Genomic DNA, 21,430 nt, shown 5'->3' with positions numbered 1-21,430 from the left:
GCCGGGCTAATCGGGCCAGTGCACCCGGCTTTCACTGCCGTCCGGCAGCACCTGCCAGAAGAGGTCGGGATCGTCGCCGGGTTGCCAGCTGCCCGTCGAGCAGCGTACTTCGCTGTCGAGGGCGCGAGCGGCGCTGTGGGCCGCCTGGCGGTCGGTGGGCCAGGGCGTGCTGTCGCTGTTGAACCACAGGCAGGCAAAGTGCTGGGTCGCGTTGTCGACCAGCAGGACCGGTACCGGCTGGCCGTTGCAGACGCCCCGGGTGCGCCAGCGCCCCTTGCCGGCCGGGACCAGCGGCTCGGCCGCCAGGGTGTCGGCCAGCCAGGTGTTGAGCGCCTCCGATGGCGTTTGCGCCAGGTAAATCTCGATATCCGGGTAGCGTTCCATCAGGCGGGCTCCTGCACGGGCGATAAAAGCGCTTCGAGCGTGGTGGTGTAGATCCGGCTGAGGGTGTCCAGATCGGCGGCGTGGACCCGTTCGTTGACCTTGTGAATGGTGTCGTTGAGCGGGCCGAGCTCTACCACCTGGGCGCCCAGGGTGGCAATGAAGCGGCCATCCGAGGTGCCGCCGGACGTCAGCAGCGCCGGATGCTCGCCGGTAACGGCGGTGACGCCTGCTATGGTGGCGTCGATCAGTGCGCCCTCGGCGGTAAGAAAGGGCCTGCCGTTCAGCGTCCAGTCGAGTTCATAGGTGAGCCCGTGGGCGTCGAGTAGCGCTTCGGTGCGCGCCTGGAGCGCTTCGTGGGTCACTTCGGTAGAGAAGCGGAAGTTGAAGACCGCCTCCAGCTCGCCGGGAATCACATTGGTGGCGCCGGTGCCGGCGCGCAGGTTGGAAATCTGGAAGCTGGTAGCGGGAAAAAAGGCGTTGCCGCTGTCCCAGGGTTCGCGGGTCAGGGCATCGAGCGCCGCCATTGCCTGGTGCACCGGGTTGCGCGCCAGGTGCGGGTAGGCCACATGGCCCTGAATACCCTGCACCCGCAGCACGCCGCCCAGAGAGCCGCGCCGCCCGTTCTTGATCACATCCCCCAGCCGGGCGGTGGACGAGGGCTCGCCGACGATGCAGTAGTCCAGCCGTTCGTGACGCTCGCGCAGGTGTTCGACCACGGCGCGGGTACCGTCCACCGCCGGGCCTTCCTCGTCGGAGGTCAGCAGAAAGGCAATGCCCCCGTCGTGGTCGGGGTGGGCCGCAACAAAACGCTCCACCGCCGTGACCATCGCGGCCAGACTGCCTTTCATGTCCGATGCGCCCCGGCCGCAAAGCATGCCCTGGGCGTCGATGCGGGGTTCAAACGGCGGGTAGTCCCAGCTGCTTTCCGGGCCGCTGGGGACAACGTCGGTATGGCCGGCAAAGGCCAGCACCGGGCCGTGGTGCCCGCGCACGGCCCAGAGATTGTCCACGTCGCCGAAGGGCAGACGCTCGATATGAAAGTCGAGCGCCGCCAGACGCTCGATCAGCAGCGCCTGGCAACCCTCGTCGTCGGGGGTGACCGACGGGCGGCGCATCAGCTCGAAAGCCAGCTCCAGGGTCGGTGACAGCGCCGCCGGCTCAGTTGTGGGCATGCAGCGCCTCGTTCAGCGCGACGGCGCTCTTGTTGGTCAGGCATTCGATGCGGCCGTTCTGCGAATTGCGCCGCAGCAGCAGGTCGTTCTGGTTGGCCAGCTCGCGGGCGGCGACGGTATCGGCCGTCTGACCCTCGGCGTCGATCAGGGTGACCTTGGTGCCGGCGGTAATATAGAGCCCGGCTTCCACGGTGCAGCGGTCGCCCAGCGGGATGCCGATGCCCGCGTTGGCGCCGATCAGGCAGTCTTCGCCGACCCGGATAACGATGTTGCCGCCGCCGGAGAGCGTGCCCATGGTCGAGCAGCCGCCGCCCAGATCCGAGCCGCTGCCGACGACCACGCCGGCCGAGATGCGGCCTTCGATCATGCCGGGCCCTTCGGCGCCGGCGTTGAAGTTGACAAAGCCCTCGTGCATGACCGTGGTGCCCTTGCCCAGGTAAGCGCCCAGGCGGACCCGCGAGGTGTCGCCGATGCGAATACCGGTGGGCACCGCGTAGTCGGTCATTTTGGGGAATTTGTCCACGCAATCCACGGTCAGCGCGCGACCGGCCAGGCGTGCCTTGAGGCGCCGCGCCGGCAGCTCTTCGACGTCGATGGCGCCCTCGTTGGTCCAGGCGATGTTGCGCAGCAGGCCGAACATGCCGGTCAGATCGACGCCGTGGGGGCGGACCAGGCGGTGCGACAGCAAGTGCAGCTTGAGATAGACCTCGGGGACGGTTTCCGGCGGCTGGTCGGTGTCGAGAAACACGGCGACCAGCGGGCGCTGGCTGACGGCCAACGAATCCGCAAACTCGGCCTGCTCCGCATCACCGGCGGCCCGGAGGTCGGCGGCCAGGCGCGCGCAGTCCTCGGGGAGAAAGCTCACGGCGGCGTTGCCTTGCGGGGCATCGAGTGCCTGGCGGGCGGCGGCGGCCACGTCGTTGGCGGGGTCGAGAAGCGGCGCGGGGTAGTAAACTTCCAGCCAGTCGCCCTGGTTGTTCTGGGTGCCGATACCGAGTGCAAAGCTGAGCATGTGATTGTCCTTTAGCCGTGAAATGTGTCGGATAGCATGGCGCATGAGAGCGCCATGATGGGCCATGTGTCCTGATGCGCCGAGCGGCGGATGATTATAGGCAAGCCCCGGCGCGGTCTCAAACCCGACGTTGCGAGCCCGACGCGCCGCTCCGGACGTCGAGAACGTCGATCAGTCGCTCCCGCAGCAGCGTCTGGCGGCGGGGGTCGGTGAGCGGCTCGCCGGCTTTGGTGGTAATGAAAAACACGTCCTCCACGCGCTCGCCCAGGGTGGCGATCTTGGCCGCGGAGAGGGCGATATCCTGCTCCATGAAAATCCGCCCCACGCGCGCCAGTAGCCCGGGGCGGTCGGGGGCGGTGAGCTCCAGCAGGGTGCGCTCGTTGGCCGGGTCCTGCTCGATGATGACGTGGGTGGCGACCTGAAAATGCCGGAGCTTGCGCGGCGTGTGGCGGCTGACAATACGCGGGTAGTCGTCGGGGTCGTCGAGCTCTTCGACCAGGTGGCGGTGCATTTCGGCGATACGTTCGCCATCGCGGATCGCCTGGTGCTGATTGTCCAGCACGATAAAGGTATTCAGCGTCCAGTTGTTGCGCGATGTGGCGATACGAGCGTCATGGATCGACAGCCCCAACTGCTCCATGGCCGCCGCGGTCGCGGCAAACAGATCGTCGACCGAGCGGGTATGGATAAACACCTGGGTGCCGCCGGCGGTCATGTCGTCGGCGGGAGCGCTGATCAGCACCAGCGGCAGGTGCGGCTCGCGGTGGGCGAGAATGCCCTGGGTCTGCCAGACAATTTCGCCGGGGGCGTACTGCAGGAAGTAGTCGTCACCCAGTGAATCCCACAGCGGGTCGATGCGGGCGTCGTCGATATCGGCGTCGTGCAGCAGCGCGCGGGCCTCGTCGCGGGTTTCGCGCACCCAGTCGTCGCGGTCCGGCGGGTTGTGCAGCCCCCGGCGCAGGGCGCGTTTGGTTTCGGCGTGCAGCTGGCGCAGAAGCGTCGCCCGCCAGCCGTTCCACAGCGTCGGATTGGTGGCGTTGATATCGGCCACGGTGAGCACGTAGAGATAGTCCAGCCGGGTTTCGTTCTGCACCGTCAGGGCGAAGTCGCGGATCACGTCGGGGTCGGTGGTATCGCGCTTCTGCGCGGTCATCGACATCAGCAGGTGGTGCTCCACCAGCCAGCTGGCAAGCCGCGTATCGTGGGTCGAAAGCCGGTGGCGCTGGCAGAAGGTCTCCACGTCCCGGGCGCCGATAATCGAGTGGTCGCCGCCGCGGCCCTTGCCGATATCGTGAAACAGCCCGACGATCCAGAGCACATCCAGCCGGGGCAGTCGCGGCATCAGCTCGGCGGCCACGGCAAACTCTTCCCGGGCTTCGGGCTTGCGAAAACGGTGGAGGCGTTTCAGCAGCTTGAGCGTATGCGCATCCACGGTATAGAGGTGGAAAAGATCGTGCTGCATCAGCCCTACCGCCTGGCCGAACTCGGGCAGGTACTTGCCCAGAATGCCGTAGCGGTTCATGCGCCTGAGCTGGCGCGGCACGTTGCCGGGCGAGCGCAGCAGCGCCATGAACAGCTGCTGATGGTCGGGGTTGTCGCGGTAGTTGTCGTCGATCAGGTGGCGGTGATCGCGAATCAGACGGATGGTGTCGGCACGTACGCCCTCGATGTCGGGATGCCGAGCCATGAGCAGGAAGAGTTCCAGCAGTGCCTCGGGGTGCTCGCGGAACAGGCTCCGTGAGCGCGCCTGAATATAGCCGCCGCGGGTTTCAAAACGCTCGTTGAGCGCCACCGTGGCCAGCGACTGCTCGCCGCGCAGAATCACCTCGTCAAAGTGCTGCAGCAGCATGTCGTTGAGTCCGGCAAGCGCCGTTACATGGCGGTAGTAGCGCTTCATGAACTGCTCAACCGCCAGGCGTTCGGCGGTGTCCCTGAAGCCGAACAGCTCGGCGATGCTGCGCTGATGGTCGAACAGCAGGCGGTCTTCGGCGCGCCCGGCGAGCATGTGCAGGGCGTAGCGCACCTGCCACAGAAACGCCTGCCCCTGGCTGAGGATGCGCAGTTCGGCGTCGTTCATGAAGCCGTTGGCAACGATGTCGGCGTATTGTTCGGTGCCGAAATGGCGCTTGGCCACCCAGCCGATCATCTGGATATCGCGCAGCCCGCCCGGCGAGTGCTTGATATTGGGCTCAAGGTGGTATTCCGAGTTGTTGTAGCGCTCGTGGCGGGCTACCTGCTCGTCGCGCTTGGCGGCAAAAAAACGGTCGGCCGGCCAGAGACGGTCGGGGTCGAGCCGTTCGCGCATGGCCTCGCGAAGCGGCTCGGGGCCCGCAATCAGGCGGGTTTCCAGCAGGTTGGTCATGACCGTGACGTCGGCGCCGGCCTCGCGCTCGCAGTCGTTGAGCGAGCGCACGCTGTGGCCGATTTCCAGGCCGATATCCCACAGAAAGGTGATAAACGCCGTCAGCGGCTCGCGGTAGGGGCGGTCGTCGTCGCTTTCCAGCAGCAGCAGCAGGTCGATGTCCGAACAGGGGTGCAGCTCACCGCGCCCGTAGCCGCCCACCGCCAGCAGGGCAACGCCGTCGTCGGGCCAGGCGTATTGCGCCCAGGCAATGGCCAGCAGATGATCAAGGTGCCAGGCGCGCCCGCGTACCAGGTCGCGGATGTCCGCGCCGTTGCGGAACCGGGCGTCGAGCCGCGACTGCAGCGACTCCAGCGCGGCCTTGAACGGCGCCAGCGGCGAGCGTGAGCCGGCAAGCTCGGCGCGGAAAGTATCAAGGTCGAGCAGGGTGGTGTCCGGTACAAACCGGTAATGATGGAGGAGCATCAGCCCTCGATGAAGCTCAGGTCTTCGTCGCTGCGGGCGGTGAGCACTTCCACGCCGGTCTCGGTGACCAGCAGCGTATGCTCCCACTGGGCGGACAGGCCACGGTCGCGGGTGACCGCCGTCCAGCCGTCGCGCAGCACTCGGGTTTGGTAGCTGCCGGTGTTGATCATCGGCTCGATGGTGAAGCACATGCCGGCGGCAAGCTCGATATCGGCGTCCGGGGAGTAGCCGTCGTAGTGGAGAAACTGCGGCTCTTCGTGAAAGCCGGCGCCGATGCCGTGGCCGCAAAAGTCGCGTACCACCGAGTAGCCGTAATCCTCGGCGTGGCGCTGGATAATCCGCGCCAGCTCCGACAGGTGCACGCCGGGTTTGATCGCCGCCATGCTTTTGTACAGACATTCCCGGGTAACGCGGCTCAGGCGTTCGCCCTTGATGCTTTCGCCGATAATGAACATCACGCTGGAATCGCCGTGGTAGCCGTCGGCGGTTTTGACGGTGATGTCGAGGTTCATGATGTCGCCTTTCTTGAGCTTCTTGGCGTCATCGGGGATGCCGTGGCAGACCACATGGTTGATCGAGGTGCACGTCGCTTTGGGAAAACCGTGGTAGTTCAGCGGTGCCGGGGTGGAGCCCAGCTCGTTGACGATGTAGTCGTGGCACAGGCGGTCGATTTCACCGGTGGTGATGCCCGCCTTGACGTGAGGCGTGAGCATTTCAAAGACGCTGGCGGCCTGGCGGCCGGCTTCGCGCATCTTTTCGATTTCGGCGGGCGTTTTGATCGGGACGTTCATGGACTCTCGGTTACGTTGGGCAGGAGGAGGGTGGCAAAAGCTGAAGCCAGCACTTAATAGAAGGCATAGCGCAGACGTTCAAACACGCCTGCTGCTCGGCACACCCGGGCGCTTCGACTTCATCTTGACGGGGATCTATGGTATAAAGCCGCGCGCTTTCCTGCAATCGTCCGCCAGCCCGAAGTCGAAATACCGGGCAGCCGGACCGGCGGGAAATCGCACTGTTGCAGCGTGGCGCCCGGCGGCGCGCTGCAGGACAACCAAAGCAAGCCTTGAAAACACACATGCACCGGCACATGGTCCCGGGTGCCGATGAACGCCTTGCGGCGGCGTCGGTCGGATCCATGGGGTGCATGGAGGCCTAACCCGAGTTTCAGGAGTTTTACCATGGCACACGTCAATATGCGTGACCTGCTCAAGGCAGGCGCTCACTTCGGCCACCAGACGCGGTACTGGAATCCCAAAATGGGCCGGTACATTTTCGGTGCGCGCAACAAGATCCATATCATCAACCTTGAGCACACGCTGCCGGCGCTGAACGACGCCATCGACATCGTGGGCAAAATGGCCGCCGCCAACAACAAGATTCTGTTTGTGGGCACCAAGCGCAGCGCCAGCAAGATTGTCAAGGAAGAAGCCAATCGCGTGGGCCAACCGTTCGTCAACCACCGCTGGCTCGGCGGTATGCTGACCAACTTCAAGACCATTCGTCAGTCGATCAAGCGTCTGCGCGACCTGGAAGCCATGCGCGAAGACGGCACCTTCGAGAAGCTGGTCAAGAAAGAGGTGCTGACGGCAACCCGCGAGCAGGACAAGCTCGAGCGCTCCATCGGCGGCATCAAGAACATGGGCGGCCTGCCGGACGCGCTGTTTGTTGTGGATGTTGACCACGAGCGCCTGGCGATCAACGAGGCCAACAAGCTGGGCATTCCGGTGATCGGCGTAGTGGATACCAACTCCAACCCCGACGGCGTTGACTACGTGATTCCGGGCAACGATGACTCCATCCGCGCCATCCAGATCTACGTCAAGGCCATCGCCGATGCCTGCGCCAGCGCGAAGGAAGGCGACCCGGAAGAATTCGTCGAAGTCACCGACGAAGCCGCACCGGCCGCCGACCAGGCCGACCCGAGTGCCGCCGCCGAGTAAACACAGCTCGCCCGTGGTACCGGCCGGGGAGCCAGCGCTTCCCGGCCATGGCGTTTCATCATTCAGTCAGACTTACCAGAGGTGAATTCCCATGGCAGCTATCAGCGCCTCTCAGGTCAAGGCACTGCGCGAGCGCACCGGCCTTGGCATGATGGAGTGCAAAAAGGCACTCACCGAAACCGACGGCGATATCGAAGTCGCCATTGAAAACCTGCGCAAGAACTCCGGCCTCAAGGCCGCGAAAAAAGCCGACCGTACCGCCGCCGAAGGCGCGGTAGTCACCCGGATTGCCGACGACGGCAGCTACGGCGTGATGGTCGAGATCAACTCCGAAACCGACTTCGTGGCCCGCGACGACAACTTCAAGACGTTTGCCAATACCATCGTGGACGCCTTCTTCGACGCCAAAAGCGAAGACGTCGCCGCGGTAATGGACGGCGAGCTGGAGAAGACACGCGAAGAGCTGGTGCAGAAGATCGGCGAAAACATCAGCGTGCGTCGTGCCGTGGTGGTCGATGCCGGCGAAGGCAACACCGTGGGCGCCTACGTGCACGGCAGCCGCATCGGCGCGCTGACCGTTCTCGACGGCGGCACCGTTGAAGCCGCGCGGGATGTGGCCATGCACGTAGCGGCCATCAACCCGAAGGCGGCACGCCCGGACGACATGCCCCAGGACCAGCTGGACGAGGAAAAAGCCGTTATCCTCGCGCAGCCGGACATGGCGGGCAAGCCGGAGAACATCGCCGAGAAGATGGTTCAAGGCCGCCTCAAGAAGTACCTGGCGGAAAACAGCTTGACCGAGCAGGCGTTCGTCAAGGACCCGGATCAAACGGTTGCCGAGTACGTCAAGGCCGCCGGCGGTGAGGTCAACAGCTTTACCCGTTTTGAAGTGGGTGAAGGCATCGAGGTCGAGGAAGTCGACTTCGCCCAGGAAGTCATGGAACAGGCCGGCCGAGCTTAAGGTCAGACGTTCCATCGCATGAGGCGTGCGTCCCGGCGCACGCCTTCGTGTGTCTGCTCCCCTGGCCGGGAGCCATCGCCATTCCATCCGCCATCAGGCCCGCTTCAGGAGAGCTGCCATGACCCGTGAGACAAACGAACCCCAATCCCCCGTCGCGCCCAGGCCCGAAGACGCGAAGCCCGCCGGTTCCAAGTCGAACTACAAGAACTACAAGCGCATACTGCTCAAGCTCTCGGGTGAGGCGCTGATGGGCGAGCACGAGTTCGGGATCGATCCCAAGGTGCTGGATCGCCTGGCGCTGGAAATCGGCCAGCTGGTGGGTATCGGCGTGCAGGTGGGGATCGTGATTGGCGGCGGCAACCTGTTTCGCGGCGCGGCGCTCAACGAAGCCGGTATGGACCGCGTGACCGGTGATCACATGGGGATGCTGGCCACGGTCATGAATGCGCTGGCCATGCGCGATGCGCTGGAGCGCTCCAATATCCGCTCGCGGGTCATGTCATCGATTCCCATGAGCGGTGTCGTCGAGCATTACGACCGCCGCTCGGCCATCCGCTATCTGACCTCGGGCGATGTCGTGCTTTTCTCCGCGGGAACCGGCAACCCGTTTTTTACCACCGACTCGGCCGCCTGCCTGCGCGGCATCGAAGTCGACGTGGATGTGGTGGTCAAGGCCACCAAGGTAGACGGCGTCTACGACAAGGACCCGGCCAGGCACCCCGATGCGGTCAAGTATGAGCAGCTGAGCTACGATGACGCCCTGGATCAGAAGCTGGGCGTGATGGATTTGACCGCTATCTGTCTGGTACGTGACCATGAGATGCCGGTGCGGGTGTTTGATATGCACAAGCCTGGTGCCCTGTTGAACCTGGTGGTCGGGGGCCAGGAAGGCACGCTGATAAACAAAGGGTAAACAGGAGGATAAAGACGTGATCGAAGATATCCGCAAAGATGCAGCATCGCGCATGGACAAGAGCGTTGAAGCGCTGCACACCAACTTCAACAAGATTCGTACCGGGCGGGCGCACCCGAGCATTCTGGACTCGGTGACCGTGGACTACTACGGCGGTAATGTGCCGTTGAATCAGGTTGCTTCCATCAACGTGGAAGACGCGCGCACCCTCACCGTCAGCCCCTGGGAAGCCAGCATGGTGCCCAAGGTCGAGAAGGCCATCATGACCTCCGATCTGGGACTGAACCCGGCCAGCGCCGGCAAGGTCATCCGTGTGCCCATGCCCATGCTCACCGAGGAAACGCGCAAGGGCTACATCAAGCAGGCGCGCAGCGAAGCCGAACACGCGCGGGTTGCCGTGCGCAACGTACGCCGCGACGCCAACGGCAGCTTCAAGACCATGCTCAAGGAAAAAGACCTCAGCGAAGACGATCAGCGCCGGGGAGAAGAGGACATCCAGAAGCTGACCGATAAGCATATTGCCGATATCGACAAGGCGCTGGCGTCCAAGGAAGACGACCTGATGCAAGTATAGCGTGCTCCTGCACGTCGTTTTTACGCATGACTCCGGGCAAGAGACGCCATGACGCCACCGCAGCCTGATGCAGCACCGGCCAATGCCGGTGAATCCTGCACGGAAACCAATGCGCCTTCCTTTTCTCCGGCTTCCGCCAGGCCCGCCGGCGTGCCGTCGCACCTGGCCATTATCATGGATGGCAACAACCGCTGGGCCAGGCAGCGAGGTTTGTCCGGCGTTCGCGGCCACCGCGCCGGCGTCGAGTCGGTGCGCACGGTAATCCGCCGCGCTGCCGAGCGGGGTGTGGAAACCCTGAGCCTGTTTGCCTTTTCCAGCGAGAACTGGAAGCGCCCGGCGGCCGAGGTCAGCGCGCTGATGGAGCTGTTTTTGCTGGCGCTGAAGCGCGAGGTCAAAAAGCTTCACCGTCACGGTGTACGACTGACCATTCTGGGCGATCGCCAGGCGTTTTCCCACGCCATTCAGCAGCGTATCGAGGACGCCGAAACCCTGACCCGGGACAACGCCGGCATGCACCTGGTGGTGGCCGCCAACTACGGCGGCCAATGGGATATTGCCTGTGCGGCAAGGCGCCTGGCGGAGCAGGTGGCGGCGGGTGACATCGACGCCTCCGACGTCAACGCCGAGCGCATGGATCAGACCATGGCCACCAGCGGCGTGCCGCCGGTGGATCTGTGCATTCGTACCAGCGGCGAGCAGCGCCTCTCCAACTTCATGATCTGGCAGCTGGCCTACGCCGAACTGTATTTTTCCCCGCTGTTGTGGCCGGATTTCGGCGCCGAAGCGCTGGATGCGGCCCTCGACAGCTTCGCCGGACGCCAACGGCGTTTTGGCATGACCGACGAACAGGTAGAGACCCGGGGTGCTTAAACAACGAATCATTACCGCCGCCTGGCTGGCACCGCTGGTGCTGGCCGGTTTTTTTGGCCTGGAAGGCGGCGCTTTTGCGCTCTTTGCGGCCGCTGTTGTCCTGCTGGGCGGCTGGGAGTGGACCAACCTCGCCGGCCTCTCCTCGCTACGCCACCGGGGGCTGGCCGTCGCGGCGCTGGCGCTGGTGCTGCTGGCGCTGTGGCTGACCGGGGCCGGCACGGCGGTATGGCCGCTGGTTGTCGGCGCGCTGGGCTGGATGGCCAACGGTTACTGGGTGTCGCGCTATCCGGCCGACAGCACCCGCTGGGACACCACGCCGGTGCAGCTGTGCATGGCGCTCTGGGTGCTGGTGCCGTGCTGGGTGGGATTCAATGCCCTGCGCGAGAGCGAGCCGGGCGGCATCTGGCTACTCTTTGTGCTGCTGGTGGTCTGGGCCGCGGATATCGGCGCCTATTTTGCCGGCCGCGCTTTTGGCCGGCGCAAGCTGGCGCCCGGCGTCAGCCCGGGGAAATCCTGGGAGGGCGTGTTCGGCGGTATGGCGGCCACGGCGCTTGTCGCGCTGGGCTTTGGCGTCTGGCAGCTTGCGGCTATGGCGCCCACGATTGCCCTGCTGATGGCTACCGCCGGCGTTACCCTGGTGTCGGTGCTGGGCGACCTGCTGGAAAGCATGCTCAAGCGTCAGCGCGGCATCAAGGATGCCAGCGCCATCCTGCCCGGTCATGGCGGGGTGCTCGACCGCATTGACAGCCTGACGGCGGCGGTGCCGATATTTGCTCTCCTGTACCTGCAGGTGCTGCCGATATGACCCACGCCACCGTTCGCCGGGTTACCGTACTGGGTTCCACGGGCTCCATCGGCCAAAGCACGCTGGATGTCATTGCCCGCCACCCACAGCGCTACCGGGTGCAGGCATTGACCGCTCATACCTCCCGCGAGGCGTTGCTGGCCCAGTGCCTGACGCATCGCCCGGCGGTGGCGGTGCTCGACGATGAAGAGGATGCCGCCTGGCTGCGCCACGAGCTGGCGACGGCCGCGGTGCCTACCGATGTGGCGGCCGGCGTAGACGCGCTTTGCGACGTGGCCGGGGACGGCGCCTCGGATACCGTGATGGCGGCCATTGTCGGCAGCGCGGGGCTGTTGCCGTCTCTCGCGGCTGCCCGGGCCGGCAAGCGCGTACTCCTGGCCAACAAGGAGGCGCTGGTGATGAGCGGCGCGCTGTTCATGGACGCCGTGGCAGCTGCCGGCGCCACGCTGCTGCCGATCGACTCGGAACATAATGCCATCTACCAGTGTCTACCAGACGGATATCGCGGCGGGCTGTCCCGTCACGGCGTCTCGCAGCTGTTGCTGACCGCTTCGGGCGGGCCATTTCGGCATCTGGGGTCGGCAGCGCTTGAGCAGGTCACGCCCGACCAGGCCTGCGCGCACCCCAACTGGTCCATGGGCCGCAAGATTTCCGTGGATAGCGCCACCCTGATGAACAAGGGCCTCGAGCTGATCGAAGCCTGCTGGCTGTTCGACGCCGACCCGGCGCAGATACAGGTGGTGGTGCATCCGCAGAGCGTGGTGCACTCGATGGCCGCCTACGACGACGGCTCGGTACTTGCCCAGATGGGCAATCCCGACATGCGCACGCCGATTGCCTACGGCCTGGCCTGGCCCGAGCGTATTGACGCCGGGGTCGCCGCGCTGGACCTGTTCAAGGTCGCGCGGCTCGACTTTGAGTCCCCCGACGAGGCGCGCTTTCCCTGCCTGCGGCTGGCCAGAGAGGCCATGTTGGCCGGCGGCACGGCGCCCGCGGTGCTCAACGCGGCCAACGAAGTCGCGGTGGCGGCGTTTCTTGACGGCCAGCTGGGGTTTACCGATATCGCCCGGGTCGTCGAAGACGTGCTGGAAAGCCAGCCGGTAGCCCGGGCCGACAGTATCGACGCCGTGGTCGACGCCGATCGTCGAGCCCGGGAATCGGCACAGCAGCAGCTGGTGCGCCATGCCCGACCACCCGCTTGACCCGCGCGGCACGCGTACAGGAGGACATCCCCGATGGATCTGATACAAAACGTGCTGGCGGTTATCGTGGTGCTGGGCCTGCTGGTCACCTTTCACGAGTTTGGCCACTTCTGGGTGGCGCGCCGCTGCGGCGTCAAGGTGTTGCGTTTCAGCGTGGGCTTCGGCAAGCCGCTTTGGTCCCGGGTGGATCGTTACGGCACCGAGTTCGCCGTAGCGGCGATTCCGCTGGGCGGCTATGTCAAAATGCTCGACGAGCGCGAAGCGCCCGTGCCGTCGGAAGAGCAGCACCGCGCATTTAACCGCAAGAGCGTCGGGCAGCGTATGGCGGTGGTGGCGGCCGGTCCTGCGGCCAACTTCCTCCTCGCCGTGGTGGCCTACTGGGCGCTGTTTGTCATGGGGACCAGCGTTGTTGTGCCCCAGGTCGGCACGGTGGCGCCGGATTCTCCAGCTGACGAGGCCGGTCTGCACCCGGGCGACGAGTTGACCGGGATTCAGGGCGAAGCGGTCCGGTCCTGGGAAGACGTCAACCTGGCGCTGGTCAGCCTGATCGGTCACGACGGCGAGCTGGTTATCAGGGCGCGTTCGGAAGATGCCGGGCAAGCTCGGCGCTATACGCTGCCGGTAGAGCGCTATCTGGTACAGCAGGATCCGCCCAGGCCGCTGAAGAGTCTGGGCATTACGCCCTGGCAGCCGGCACTGCCGCCGGTGCTGGGACAGATTGTCGACGGTGAGGCGGCGTCGCAGGCCGGGCTCCGGGCCGGCGACCGCATCGTCGGCGTCAATGGCGAGCCCATCGAGGACTGGATGGCCTTTGTCCGACGTATTCGACAGAGTCCGGGGGAGACGCTGACGCTCGGCGTCAAGCGCGATGGCGATGTCCGAAGCGTCAAACTGACGCCCGGCCGTCAGCGCCCGGACAGCGATACAAGGCGTCGTGAGGCGGGCAGCGCCGACGGCGGCATCGGCTATATCGGTGCCGGCGTGGCGTCCGCCGAGTGGCCCGACGAGATGCGTCGCAGCATTCGTTTCGGCCCCCTGGCGTCGGTGGGCAAGGCGGTATCGCGCACCGCGGAAATGACCCGGCTGACGCTGGATTCGATCCGCAAGATGCTGACGGGGCTGATTTCGCCATCCAACCTGTCGGGGCCGGTGACCATTGCCCGAATTTCCGGCGATTCGGCACGCGCCGGGCTCGACGCCTTTGTGGGCTTTTTGGCGTATCTGTCCATCAGCCTCGGGGTGCTGAACCTGCTGCCCATTCCGGTACTGGACGGCGGCCACCTGCTTTACCAGGTCGTGGAGCTGGTGCGTGGGCGCCCGGTTTCCGAGCGTGCCCAGGGCGTAGGCCTGAGAATCGGGCTGGCGGTAGTGGGTACCCTGATGATCATGGCGCTGTATTTTGATGTGATGCGCCTGTGGTAACGACGCGTGCAAAGGCAGCGTGTATTGTCATCTGCCTGCACAAATGTATATGGTGCCTGTCTGACACGGTGGGCAGACCAACGCGAGCGAACTGATTGCATGAAAATCAAGACCCTTGGAATGGCGGCATTTCTGTTGGCGGCTGCCGGCAGCGCCCAGGCACAACCCTTTGACGTTTCCGACATTCGTGTAGAAGGACTCAAGCGGGTCTCCGCCGCCTCGGTCTTCAACGCTTTTCCGGTAAGCGCCAGCGATACCGTCAGCGAGCGCGAGCTGGCCGATGCCGCCCGCGAGCTGTTCGCCACCGGACTGTTCGACGACGTCTCCCTGGCGCGCGAAGGCGACGTCCTGGTGGTCAAGGTGGTCGAGCGCCCGACCATCGCCCGCCTGGATATCAGCGGCAACGACCAGATCAAGGAAGAGGATCTGCGCAAGGGGCTCAGCGAGGCCGGCCTGTCCGAAGGCCAGGTGCTTGAGCTTTCCACCCTGGAAGAAATCCAGCGCGAACTCGAAAGCGTCTATCAGGCTCAGGGGCGCTATAGCGCGCGCATTGATGCCAATGTTGAAGAGGTCGATACCGGCCGCGTCAAGGTCAACATCGATATCAATGAGGGCGACGTAGCCAAAATCCACCAGATCAACATCGTCGGCAACAGCGCCTTTGACGACGACACCCTGCGCGATCTGTTCGAGCTCGAGGACAGGCCGGGATGGTTTTTCGGCTGGTTTTCCAGCGACGAGTATTCCCGCGAAGCGCTGTCCGGCGATATCGAGCGGCTGCGTTCGTACTATCTCGATCGCGGCTACGCCAACTTCGAGGTCACGTCGACCCAGGTTTCCATCGGGCCGGAAAAAACCAATATCTATATCACCCTCAACGTGGATGAGGGCCAGCAGTATCAGGTGGGAGACATCCGTTTTGACGGTGACCTGACCATTGCCGAGAGCGAAGCCCGCAAGTTGCTGCAGGTCGAGCGCGGCCAGCGGTTCTCGCGCAGCAAGCTCAATGATTCCAGCGAAGCGCTGCGTCAGCGGCTGGGCGCTGAAGGCTTCGCCTTTGCCGAGGTCAACAGTCGGCCCGAGATGAACGCCGACGGTACCGTGGACCTGGTGCTCAATGTGGAGCCCGGCAGGCGAACCTATGTGCGCCGCATCGAGTTCCGGGGCAACACCACCACCCAGGACGAGGTGTTGCGCCGGGAGATGACCCAGATGGAAGGCGCGCCGGCGTCTACCGATTCGATTACCCAGTCGCGGCAGCGCCTCAACCGGCTCGGGTTCTTCAGCCAGGTCGAGGTCGATACCCGGCGCGTGCCCGGCGAGCCCGACAAGCTCGACGTCACCTATGACGTTGAAGAGCAGCCTTCGGGATCGATCTCCGCCAGCATCGGCTTCTCGCAGAGCGCCGGGGTCATCTACGGCGCCTCGCTGTCGCAGAAAAACTTCCTCGGCACGGGTAACCGCGTCAACCTCGGCGCCCAGCGCAGCGATACCTTTACCAGCGTCAACTTCGGTTTTACCGACCCCTACTGGACGATTAACGGGGTATCCCGGGGCTATAACGTCTTCTACCGCGAAACCGACTATGAAGACTCGGATATCTCGACCTATTCCACCGACTCCTTCGGTGCCGGTATCAACTTCGGCTATCCGATCAGCGAGCTGTCGCGGCTCAATTTCGGCGCCAGCGCCGAGGACCTCAAGGTCAAGACCTACTACGACACGGCTTCGGAAATCGAACGCTACGTTGATGACGAGGGCGACAGCGCGAGTACGGTCAAGCTGACCGCCAGCTGGACGCGCAACAACCTCAACCGCGGCACCATGCCCACCGACGGCAGCTATCAGCGTATCGCCCTGGAAACCGCCGCGCCCGGCAGCGATGTGGGCTATTACAAGCTGCGCGCCAAGGTCAAGCAGCTGTTTGCGCTGGATGAGGACGATCTGTGGTCGCTGAAGTTTTCGGGTAATCTGGGCTATGCCGATGCCTTCGGCGGTGACCCCTTCCCGTTTTATGAAAACTTCTATGCCGGCGGTCTGGGGTCGGTGCGCGGCTTTACCTCCAACACCCTGGGGCAGCGCACCACACCCAAGCGCAAGGGCGGACGCGACCGCACCCTGGGCGGCAACGCGCGGATTGAAGGCAGCGCCGCGGTGCTGTTCCCGCTGCCCTTTATCGAGGATCAGGACTCCATGCAGACATCGCTGTTTGTCGACGGGGGTAATACCTTCCTGACGTCCTGTTACGACGTCCTCGACGGCGATAAGGCACGCCAGAATTGCAGCTCGGGGATCGACATGGGCGACCTGCGCTACAGCGCGGGTATGGGGCTTTCCTGGCTAACGCCGGTAGGCCCGCTGACCTTCAGCGTTGCCAAACCGATCAATGATAAAAGCGAGGATGACACCGAGTTCTTCCAATTCTCGCTGGGACAGTCGTTCTGATCCGTCGGCACGGCATTTTTGCAGCGTACTGATTTCAGCATCATGAATTCAGCGTAATGTTTTCCGCTGTGGGCCGGGTTGTTTTCATAAGGAGTGAGATAATATGCGCAAATGGGTTGTAGCTGCTGTCTTCGCCGTGGCATCCGCCGCCAGTGCGGCGCCGGTGTTGGCGGCCGACGTTGCGGTGCTGGACTGGCGCGCCGCGCTGATGAACACCGAGTCGGCGCAGTCATCGCTGAGTGACCTGGAAGGGCAGGTTGGCGATCGGCAAAGCAAGGCCAAGCGGCTGGGTAACGAGCTGCAGGATCTGCAGAAGCGCCTCCGGAATGAAGGCGACGTGATGTCCGATGCCGAACGCCAGCGCCTGACCAGCCGGCTGCAGGAAAAGGGGCAGCGCTTTGAAAGCCTGCGCAAGGAAGTCCTGTCGGCGCGGCAGCGTTCGGAAAAGCAGTTCCTCGACCAGGCCGAACCCAAGCTCGAAAGGGCCGTCGACCGGGTCATCGAGCGCCACGGCATCGATATCGTGGTTGAGCCCAGGGGCGTGCTGCACTCTTCCATGGACCTGCCCAACCTCACCGATGAGGTAACGCAGGAATTCAACGCGCTGAATTAACTTTATCCGGTGCGCAACTACCGCACCGCCAGCAACCCGGGCCTTTATGACGCACGCTTTTCATTCCCTGACCCTGGCCGACATTGCCCGCCACCTTGATGTGCCGTTTGACGGCAACGGTCGGACTCCCATCCGTGGCCTGGCAACCCTCCGGGACGCCGGGCCCGATCAGGTGGCGTTTCTGGCCAATCGCGCCTACCTCAAGGATCTGGCCGATACCCGCGCCGGAGCCGTGGTGCTGCATCCCGACCACGGCCACGAATGCCCGGTGCCGCGCCTGGAGCTGGACAACCCCTACCTGGGCTATGCCCGGCTTTCCGGGCTCTTTGACCCGGTGCCCAGACGCGATCAGCCGGGCATACATCCCGCTGCGGTGGTGGCCGACGATGCCCGCCTGGGCGAGGGCGCATGCGTGGCGGCCAACGCCGTGGTGGAATCCGGCGTGGTGCTGGGCAGCGGCGTGGTAATCGGGCCGGGTAGCGTGGTCGGCGCCGACAGCGTGCTGGGCGAAGGCACCCGTCTGCATGCCAACGTCACGGTGTGCCACGGTGTCGTAATCGGCCGGCGGGTCATTCTCCAGAGCGGCTGCGTGATCGGCGGCGACGGCTTCGGCTTTGCCCATGATGGCAGCGGCTGGCACAAGATCGCCCAGCTGGGCGGCGTGGTGCTGGGCGACGACGTTGAAGTGGGCAGCGGTTCGAGCATCGATCGCGGGGCGCTCGGCGACACCCTGATCGGCGACGACGTCAAGATCGACAGCCAGGTCCAGATTGCCCATAACGTCCGGATCGGCGATCACAGCGCGCTGGCCGGCTGCGTGGGCATCGCCGGTTCCACGCGTGTGGGCCGCCACTGCATGCTGGGCGGTGGCGTGGGGCTTTCGGGCCATCTGACGCTGTGCGACGGCGTTCAGGTGACCGGCATGAGCCTGGTGACCAACTCGATTCACGCGCCCGGCGTGTATTCGTCGGGCACCGGTGCCATGGAAAATCATCAGTGGCGCAAAAACGCCGTACGCTTCAAGCAGCTCGACGATATGGCCAGACGACTGACGCGGCTGGAAAAACACCGTGACGGAGGCAGCCGCTGACAAAAAGGCTCCGGGATTTTTGCCTCGGGTTGCTTGAGGCCGCCGGGCAGGGCGGTATAATTCACTGCTTTTTGCCGGCGGCAGCGCTGGAGTCACCCGGGATGGCCCCGGGTATTTTGTCATTTGGAGATCGCTACGATGGTTATGGATATCAACGACATTCGCGAATATTTGCCCCACCGCTATCCATTTCTGCTCGTGGATCGGGTGACTCGGCTGGTGGAAGGCGAAACCATCGTGGCGTACAAGAACGTCAGCATCAACGAGCCCTTCTTCAACGGGCACTTTCCCCATCATCCGATCATGCCCGGCGTGCTGGTCATCGAAGCGCTGGCTCAGGCCTGCGGTATTCTGGGCTTCAAGACCGTGGACAAGCGCCCGGCCGACGGCTACGTCTACTATCTGGTGGGCAGCGACAAGGTGCGTTTCAAACGTCCGGTCATGCCCGGCGACCAGCTGATACTCGAAGCCAACGTGATTCGCGGCAAGCGGGGCATCTGGAAGTTCGACTGCCATGCCACGGTCAACGGCGAGCCGGCCTGCGAGGCTGAAATCACCTGTGCCGAGAGGAAGGTAGCTTGATTCATCCCACTGCCCTGATTGATCCGTCGGCGCACCTGGCCGATGACGTCGAGGTGGGTCCGTTCTGCGTGATCGGGCCCGATGTCACCATCGGTGCCGGCTCGGTGATCGGCCCGCACGTGGTGATCAAGGGGCCGACCGTTCTCGGCGCGCGCACGCGCATTTTCCAGTTTGCCTCGGTGGGCGAAGACTGCCAGGACAAGAAGTACGCCGGCGAACCCACCCGGCTGGTGCTCGGCGATGACAACGTCATTCGTGAAGGCGTAACTCTGCACCGCGGCACGGTTCAGGACCGCGGCGAAACCACCATCGGGTCGCGCAATCTGTTCATGGCCTACGTTCACGTCGGCCACGACTGCGTTATCGGCGACGAATGTATTCTGGCCAACCAGGTGACGCTTGCCGGCCACGTCAGCCTTGGCAACTTCGCGATTATCGGCGGCCTGTCGGCGATTCATCAGTTCTGCCACTTTGGCGAGCACGCCATGGCCGGTGGCGGGGCGATCATTACCAAGGATACGCCCGCGTTTATCATGATCAACGGCAACCCTGCCCAGGCGCACGGCCTGAATGCCACGGGGCTCAAGCGGCGAGGGTTTGACCGCGACGTCATCAAGGCGCTGAACGAGGCCTATAAGCTGGTATATCGCCAGGGCCTGACCGTGGAGCAGGCGCTCGACACCATGCGCGAGCGCTATGCCCACGATGCGGTAGTGCGCTTTGCCGAGTCCATTGAGCGTTCGCAGCGCGGCATCGTGCGTTAAGCGATTTTTCGGGCGGGGTCGTCATGGCACTTCGGCGAGTTTACATCGTGGCCGGCGAGCTCTCCGGCGATATTCTCGGCGCTGGTCTGATGCGCGAGCTCAAGCAGCGCCATCCCGACATCGCCTTCCGCGGCATCGGCGGGCCGCGCATGCTCGCCGAAGGCCTGCACGGCTGCTTTCCGCTGGATACGCTTTCCGTTATGGGTCTGGTCGAGGTCGCCAAACACCTGCCGCGATTGCTGCGCGTACGCCGTGAGCTGCGCGCCGACGCTCTGGCCTGGCAGCCCGATGTCATGATGGGTATCGACGCCCCGGACTTCAATCTCGGCTTGGAACGCCAGCTGCGACACGCAGGTATTACCACCGCCCACTACGTCAGCCCCTCGGTCTGGGCCTGGCGTCAGGGCCGGGTCAAGGGCATCGCCCGTTCGGTCGATGCCATGCTGACGCTTTTGCCGTTTGAAGCCGATTTTTACCGCGAGCACCGCGTGCCGGTGGCCTTTGTGGGCCATCCGCTGGCAGATGAGCTGCCGCTGGAAAATGACCGAGCGGCTGCCCGAGACGCCCTGGCGCTTGACCCCGAGGCATTGACGCTGGCACTGCTCCCGGGCTCCCGCGCCAGCGAAATCCGCTTTCACGCTGCCGCCTTTCTGGCGGCAGCCGAACAGCTGTGCCAACGCCATGACGGCCTGCAGGTTGTCGTGCCGGCGGCCACGCCGGGCCTGCGGGAAGAGCTGGAGCGATTGCTGGCCTCGCAGCTGGCCGAGAGCTCGGTGTTGAAAGGTCGCGTCACGCTGACCGACGGCGGCTCGCGCGATGCCATGGTCGCCTCTGATGCGGTGCTGTTGGCCTCGGGCACCGCCGCGCTGGAAGCCATGCTCTGTCACCGTGCCATGCTGGTGGCCTACCGCATGGCGCCGGCGACCCACTGGCTGGCCCGCCGGCTGGTCAGGACGCCGTGGATTTCGTTGCCCAACCTCATTGCCGGGGAGACGCTGGTGCCCGAACTTATCCAGGACGCCGCCACGCCCGAAGCCATGGCCCACCGCCTGGGCGCGATGCTCGACGACGCCGGCGAGCGAGCCGCGCTGGAAGCCCGCTTTGCCCGCATGCACGCCGAATTGCAGCGCGGCGCCAGTGCCCGGGCGGCGGACGCCATCGAGGCCCTCGCCGCCGCGGGCCGTCTTGAGCAGGAGTTGCCATGAGCACCCCCGCCAACGCCGCGAAACCCCAATGGCCGCCGCTGGAGATGGACTACCACGGCGAACGGCTGGCGGGTGTCGACGAGGTCGGCCGCGGCCCGCTGGTGGGCAGCGTCGTCGCTGCGGCGGTGATCCTCGATCCGGCGCGGCCGATAGACGGGCTCACGGACTCCAAAAAGCTCACCGCGCGCCGCCGGGAGGCGCTGGATGGAGAGATTCGCGAGCGCGCGCTGGCCTTCGCCGTGGCCGAAGCGACGCCCGACGAGGTCGATGCGCTCAATATTCATCACGCCACCCACCTCGCCATGCGCCGGGCGATTGACGCCCTGACGCCACAGGCGGAGTATTTGCTGGTGGACGGCAACCGTCTGCCGGGCCATGCGCTACCTGGCCAGGCCGTGGTCAAGGGCGACGCCCGCCACGACGCCATTGCCGCCGCCTCGATACTCGCCAAGGTCGCCCGGGATGCGCAGATGCTGGCGCTGGATTCGCGCCACCCCGACTACGGCTTTGCCCGGCACAAGGGCTATCCGACCCAGGCACACCTGGCGGCGCTACAACGGTTCGGGCCGCTTGCCGAACACCGGCGCAGCTTTGCCCCGGTGGCACGCCGGCTGGCCGAGTGTCAGGCGTCCGCCCCGGGCTGAACCGG

At 64.7% G+C, this 21,430-nt stretch carries 20 protein-coding genes; 15 read left to right on the top strand and 5 right to left on the bottom strand.

Annotated features, from left to right (window positions below; translation table 11 throughout):
- Positions 1 to 6 precede the first annotated feature (6 nt).
- From C793_RS0111650 to map, 5 genes are all read right to left on the bottom strand, one after another.
- The gene (locus C793_RS0111650) at positions 7 to 384 is read right to left on the bottom strand and encodes a hypothetical protein (RefSeq protein ID WP_017431125.1); all 378 of its coding nucleotides are present in this window, start codon (positions 382 to 384) and stop codon (positions 7 to 9) included.
- Entirely contained in the window at positions 384 to 1,556 is a 1,173-nt protein-coding gene (gene dapE, locus C793_RS0111645) for a succinyl-diaminopimelate desuccinylase (protein WP_017431124.1), read from the bottom strand. The genes C793_RS0111650 and dapE overlap by 1 nt, the downstream gene beginning before the upstream one ends.
- On the bottom strand, positions 1,543 to 2,568 hold the full coding sequence (gene dapD, locus C793_RS0111640) for a 2,3,4,5-tetrahydropyridine-2,6-dicarboxylate N-succinyltransferase (RefSeq protein WP_017431123.1): 1,026 nt from the start codon (positions 2,566 to 2,568) through the stop codon (positions 1,543 to 1,545). The genes dapE and dapD overlap by 14 nt, the downstream gene beginning before the upstream one ends.
- A gap of 118 nt (positions 2,569 to 2,686) precedes the next feature.
- Positions 2,687 to 5,395, bottom strand: a complete 2,709-nt coding sequence (locus tag C793_RS13920) for a [protein-PII] uridylyltransferase (protein ID WP_017431122.1) — start codon at positions 5,393 to 5,395, stop codon at positions 2,687 to 2,689.
- Positions 5,395 to 6,186, bottom strand: a complete 792-nt coding sequence (map, locus tag C793_RS0111630; protein WP_017431121.1) for a type I methionyl aminopeptidase — start codon at positions 6,184 to 6,186, stop codon at positions 5,395 to 5,397. The genes C793_RS13920 and map overlap by 1 nt, the downstream gene beginning before the upstream one ends.
- Positions 6,187 to 6,573: 387 nt before the next feature.
- Here map and rpsB point away from each other — a divergent pair, with 387 nt between their 5' ends.
- From rpsB to rnhB, 15 genes are all read left to right on the top strand, one after another.
- The gene (gene rpsB / locus C793_RS0111625; RefSeq protein ID WP_017431120.1) at positions 6,574 to 7,335 is read left to right on the top strand and encodes a 30S ribosomal protein S2; all 762 of its coding nucleotides are present in this window, start codon (positions 6,574 to 6,576) and stop codon (positions 7,333 to 7,335) included.
- Between the two features lie 91 nt (positions 7,336 to 7,426).
- Positions 7,427 to 8,296, top strand: coding sequence for a translation elongation factor Ts (gene tsf, locus C793_RS0111620; RefSeq protein ID WP_017431119.1), 870 nt, complete (start codon positions 7,427 to 7,429; stop codon positions 8,294 to 8,296).
- Positions 8,297 to 8,414: 118 nt separating this feature from the next.
- A complete protein-coding gene (gene pyrH, locus C793_RS0111615; RefSeq protein ID WP_017431118.1) occupies positions 8,415 to 9,209 on the top strand; it encodes a UMP kinase in 795 nt (264 codons plus the stop codon).
- Positions 9,210 to 9,225: 16 nt separating this feature from the next.
- A complete protein-coding gene (gene frr / locus C793_RS0111610; protein WP_017431117.1) occupies positions 9,226 to 9,783 on the top strand; it encodes a ribosome recycling factor in 558 nt (185 codons plus the stop codon).
- A 48-nt stretch (positions 9,784 to 9,831) separates the two neighbouring features.
- Entirely contained in the window at positions 9,832 to 10,653 is an 822-nt protein-coding gene (uppS, locus tag C793_RS0111605; protein ID WP_017431116.1) for a polyprenyl diphosphate synthase, read from the top strand.
- Positions 10,646 to 11,458, top strand: a complete 813-nt coding sequence (locus tag C793_RS0111600) for a phosphatidate cytidylyltransferase (protein ID WP_017431115.1) — start codon at positions 10,646 to 10,648, stop codon at positions 11,456 to 11,458. Before uppS ends, C793_RS0111600 begins: the two co-directional genes overlap by 8 nt.
- A complete protein-coding gene (gene ispC, locus C793_RS0111595; protein ID WP_017431114.1) occupies positions 11,455 to 12,660 on the top strand; it encodes a 1-deoxy-D-xylulose-5-phosphate reductoisomerase in 1,206 nt (401 codons plus the stop codon). The genes C793_RS0111600 and ispC overlap by 4 nt, the downstream gene beginning before the upstream one ends.
- 33 nt (positions 12,661 to 12,693) lie before the next feature.
- Positions 12,694 to 14,082, top strand: coding sequence for an RIP metalloprotease RseP (gene rseP, locus C793_RS0111590; protein ID WP_017431113.1), 1,389 nt, complete (start codon positions 12,694 to 12,696; stop codon positions 14,080 to 14,082).
- 99 nt (positions 14,083 to 14,181) lie between these two features.
- Complete coding sequence (gene bamA / locus C793_RS0111585) at positions 14,182 to 16,527, top strand: outer membrane protein assembly factor BamA (protein WP_371827782.1); 2,346 nt, start codon at positions 14,182 to 14,184, stop codon at positions 16,525 to 16,527.
- A gap of 103 nt (positions 16,528 to 16,630) precedes the next feature.
- Positions 16,631 to 17,140 (top strand): OmpH/Skp family outer membrane protein, encoded by a 510-nt coding sequence (locus C793_RS0111580; protein WP_017431111.1) that lies wholly within the window; start codon positions 16,631 to 16,633, stop codon positions 17,138 to 17,140.
- A 46-nt stretch (positions 17,141 to 17,186) separates the two neighbouring features.
- Positions 17,187 to 18,230, top strand: coding sequence for a UDP-3-O-(3-hydroxymyristoyl)glucosamine N-acyltransferase (gene lpxD / locus C793_RS0111575; protein WP_017431110.1), 1,044 nt, complete (start codon positions 17,187 to 17,189; stop codon positions 18,228 to 18,230).
- Between the two features lie 138 nt (positions 18,231 to 18,368).
- Positions 18,369 to 18,812 (top strand): 3-hydroxyacyl-ACP dehydratase FabZ, encoded by a 444-nt coding sequence (gene fabZ, locus C793_RS0111570; RefSeq protein WP_017431109.1) that lies wholly within the window; start codon positions 18,369 to 18,371, stop codon positions 18,810 to 18,812.
- Positions 18,809 to 19,576, top strand: a complete 768-nt coding sequence (lpxA, locus tag C793_RS0111565) for an acyl-ACP--UDP-N-acetylglucosamine O-acyltransferase (protein ID WP_017431108.1) — start codon at positions 18,809 to 18,811, stop codon at positions 19,574 to 19,576. Before fabZ ends, lpxA begins: the two co-directional genes overlap by 4 nt.
- Before the next feature lie 23 nt (positions 19,577 to 19,599).
- Positions 19,600 to 20,781: a lipid-A-disaccharide synthase gene (gene lpxB, locus C793_RS0111560; RefSeq protein ID WP_017431107.1), complete on the top strand. Its 1,182-nt coding sequence runs from the start codon at positions 19,600 to 19,602 to the stop codon at positions 20,779 to 20,781.
- Positions 20,778 to 21,425: a ribonuclease HII gene (gene rnhB / locus C793_RS0111555; RefSeq protein ID WP_017431106.1), complete on the top strand. Its 648-nt coding sequence runs from the start codon at positions 20,778 to 20,780 to the stop codon at positions 21,423 to 21,425. Before lpxB ends, rnhB begins: the two co-directional genes overlap by 4 nt.
- Positions 21,426 to 21,430: the final 5 nt, after the last annotated feature.

This window comes from Vreelandella jeotgali Hwa (assembly GCF_000334215.1).
In the GTDB taxonomy this organism is placed as follows: Bacteria; Pseudomonadota; Gammaproteobacteria; order Pseudomonadales; family Halomonadaceae; genus Vreelandella; species Vreelandella jeotgali.
The sequence above is the reverse complement of the archived record's forward strand: the minus strand, read 5'-3'. Positions and strand labels throughout refer to the sequence as shown.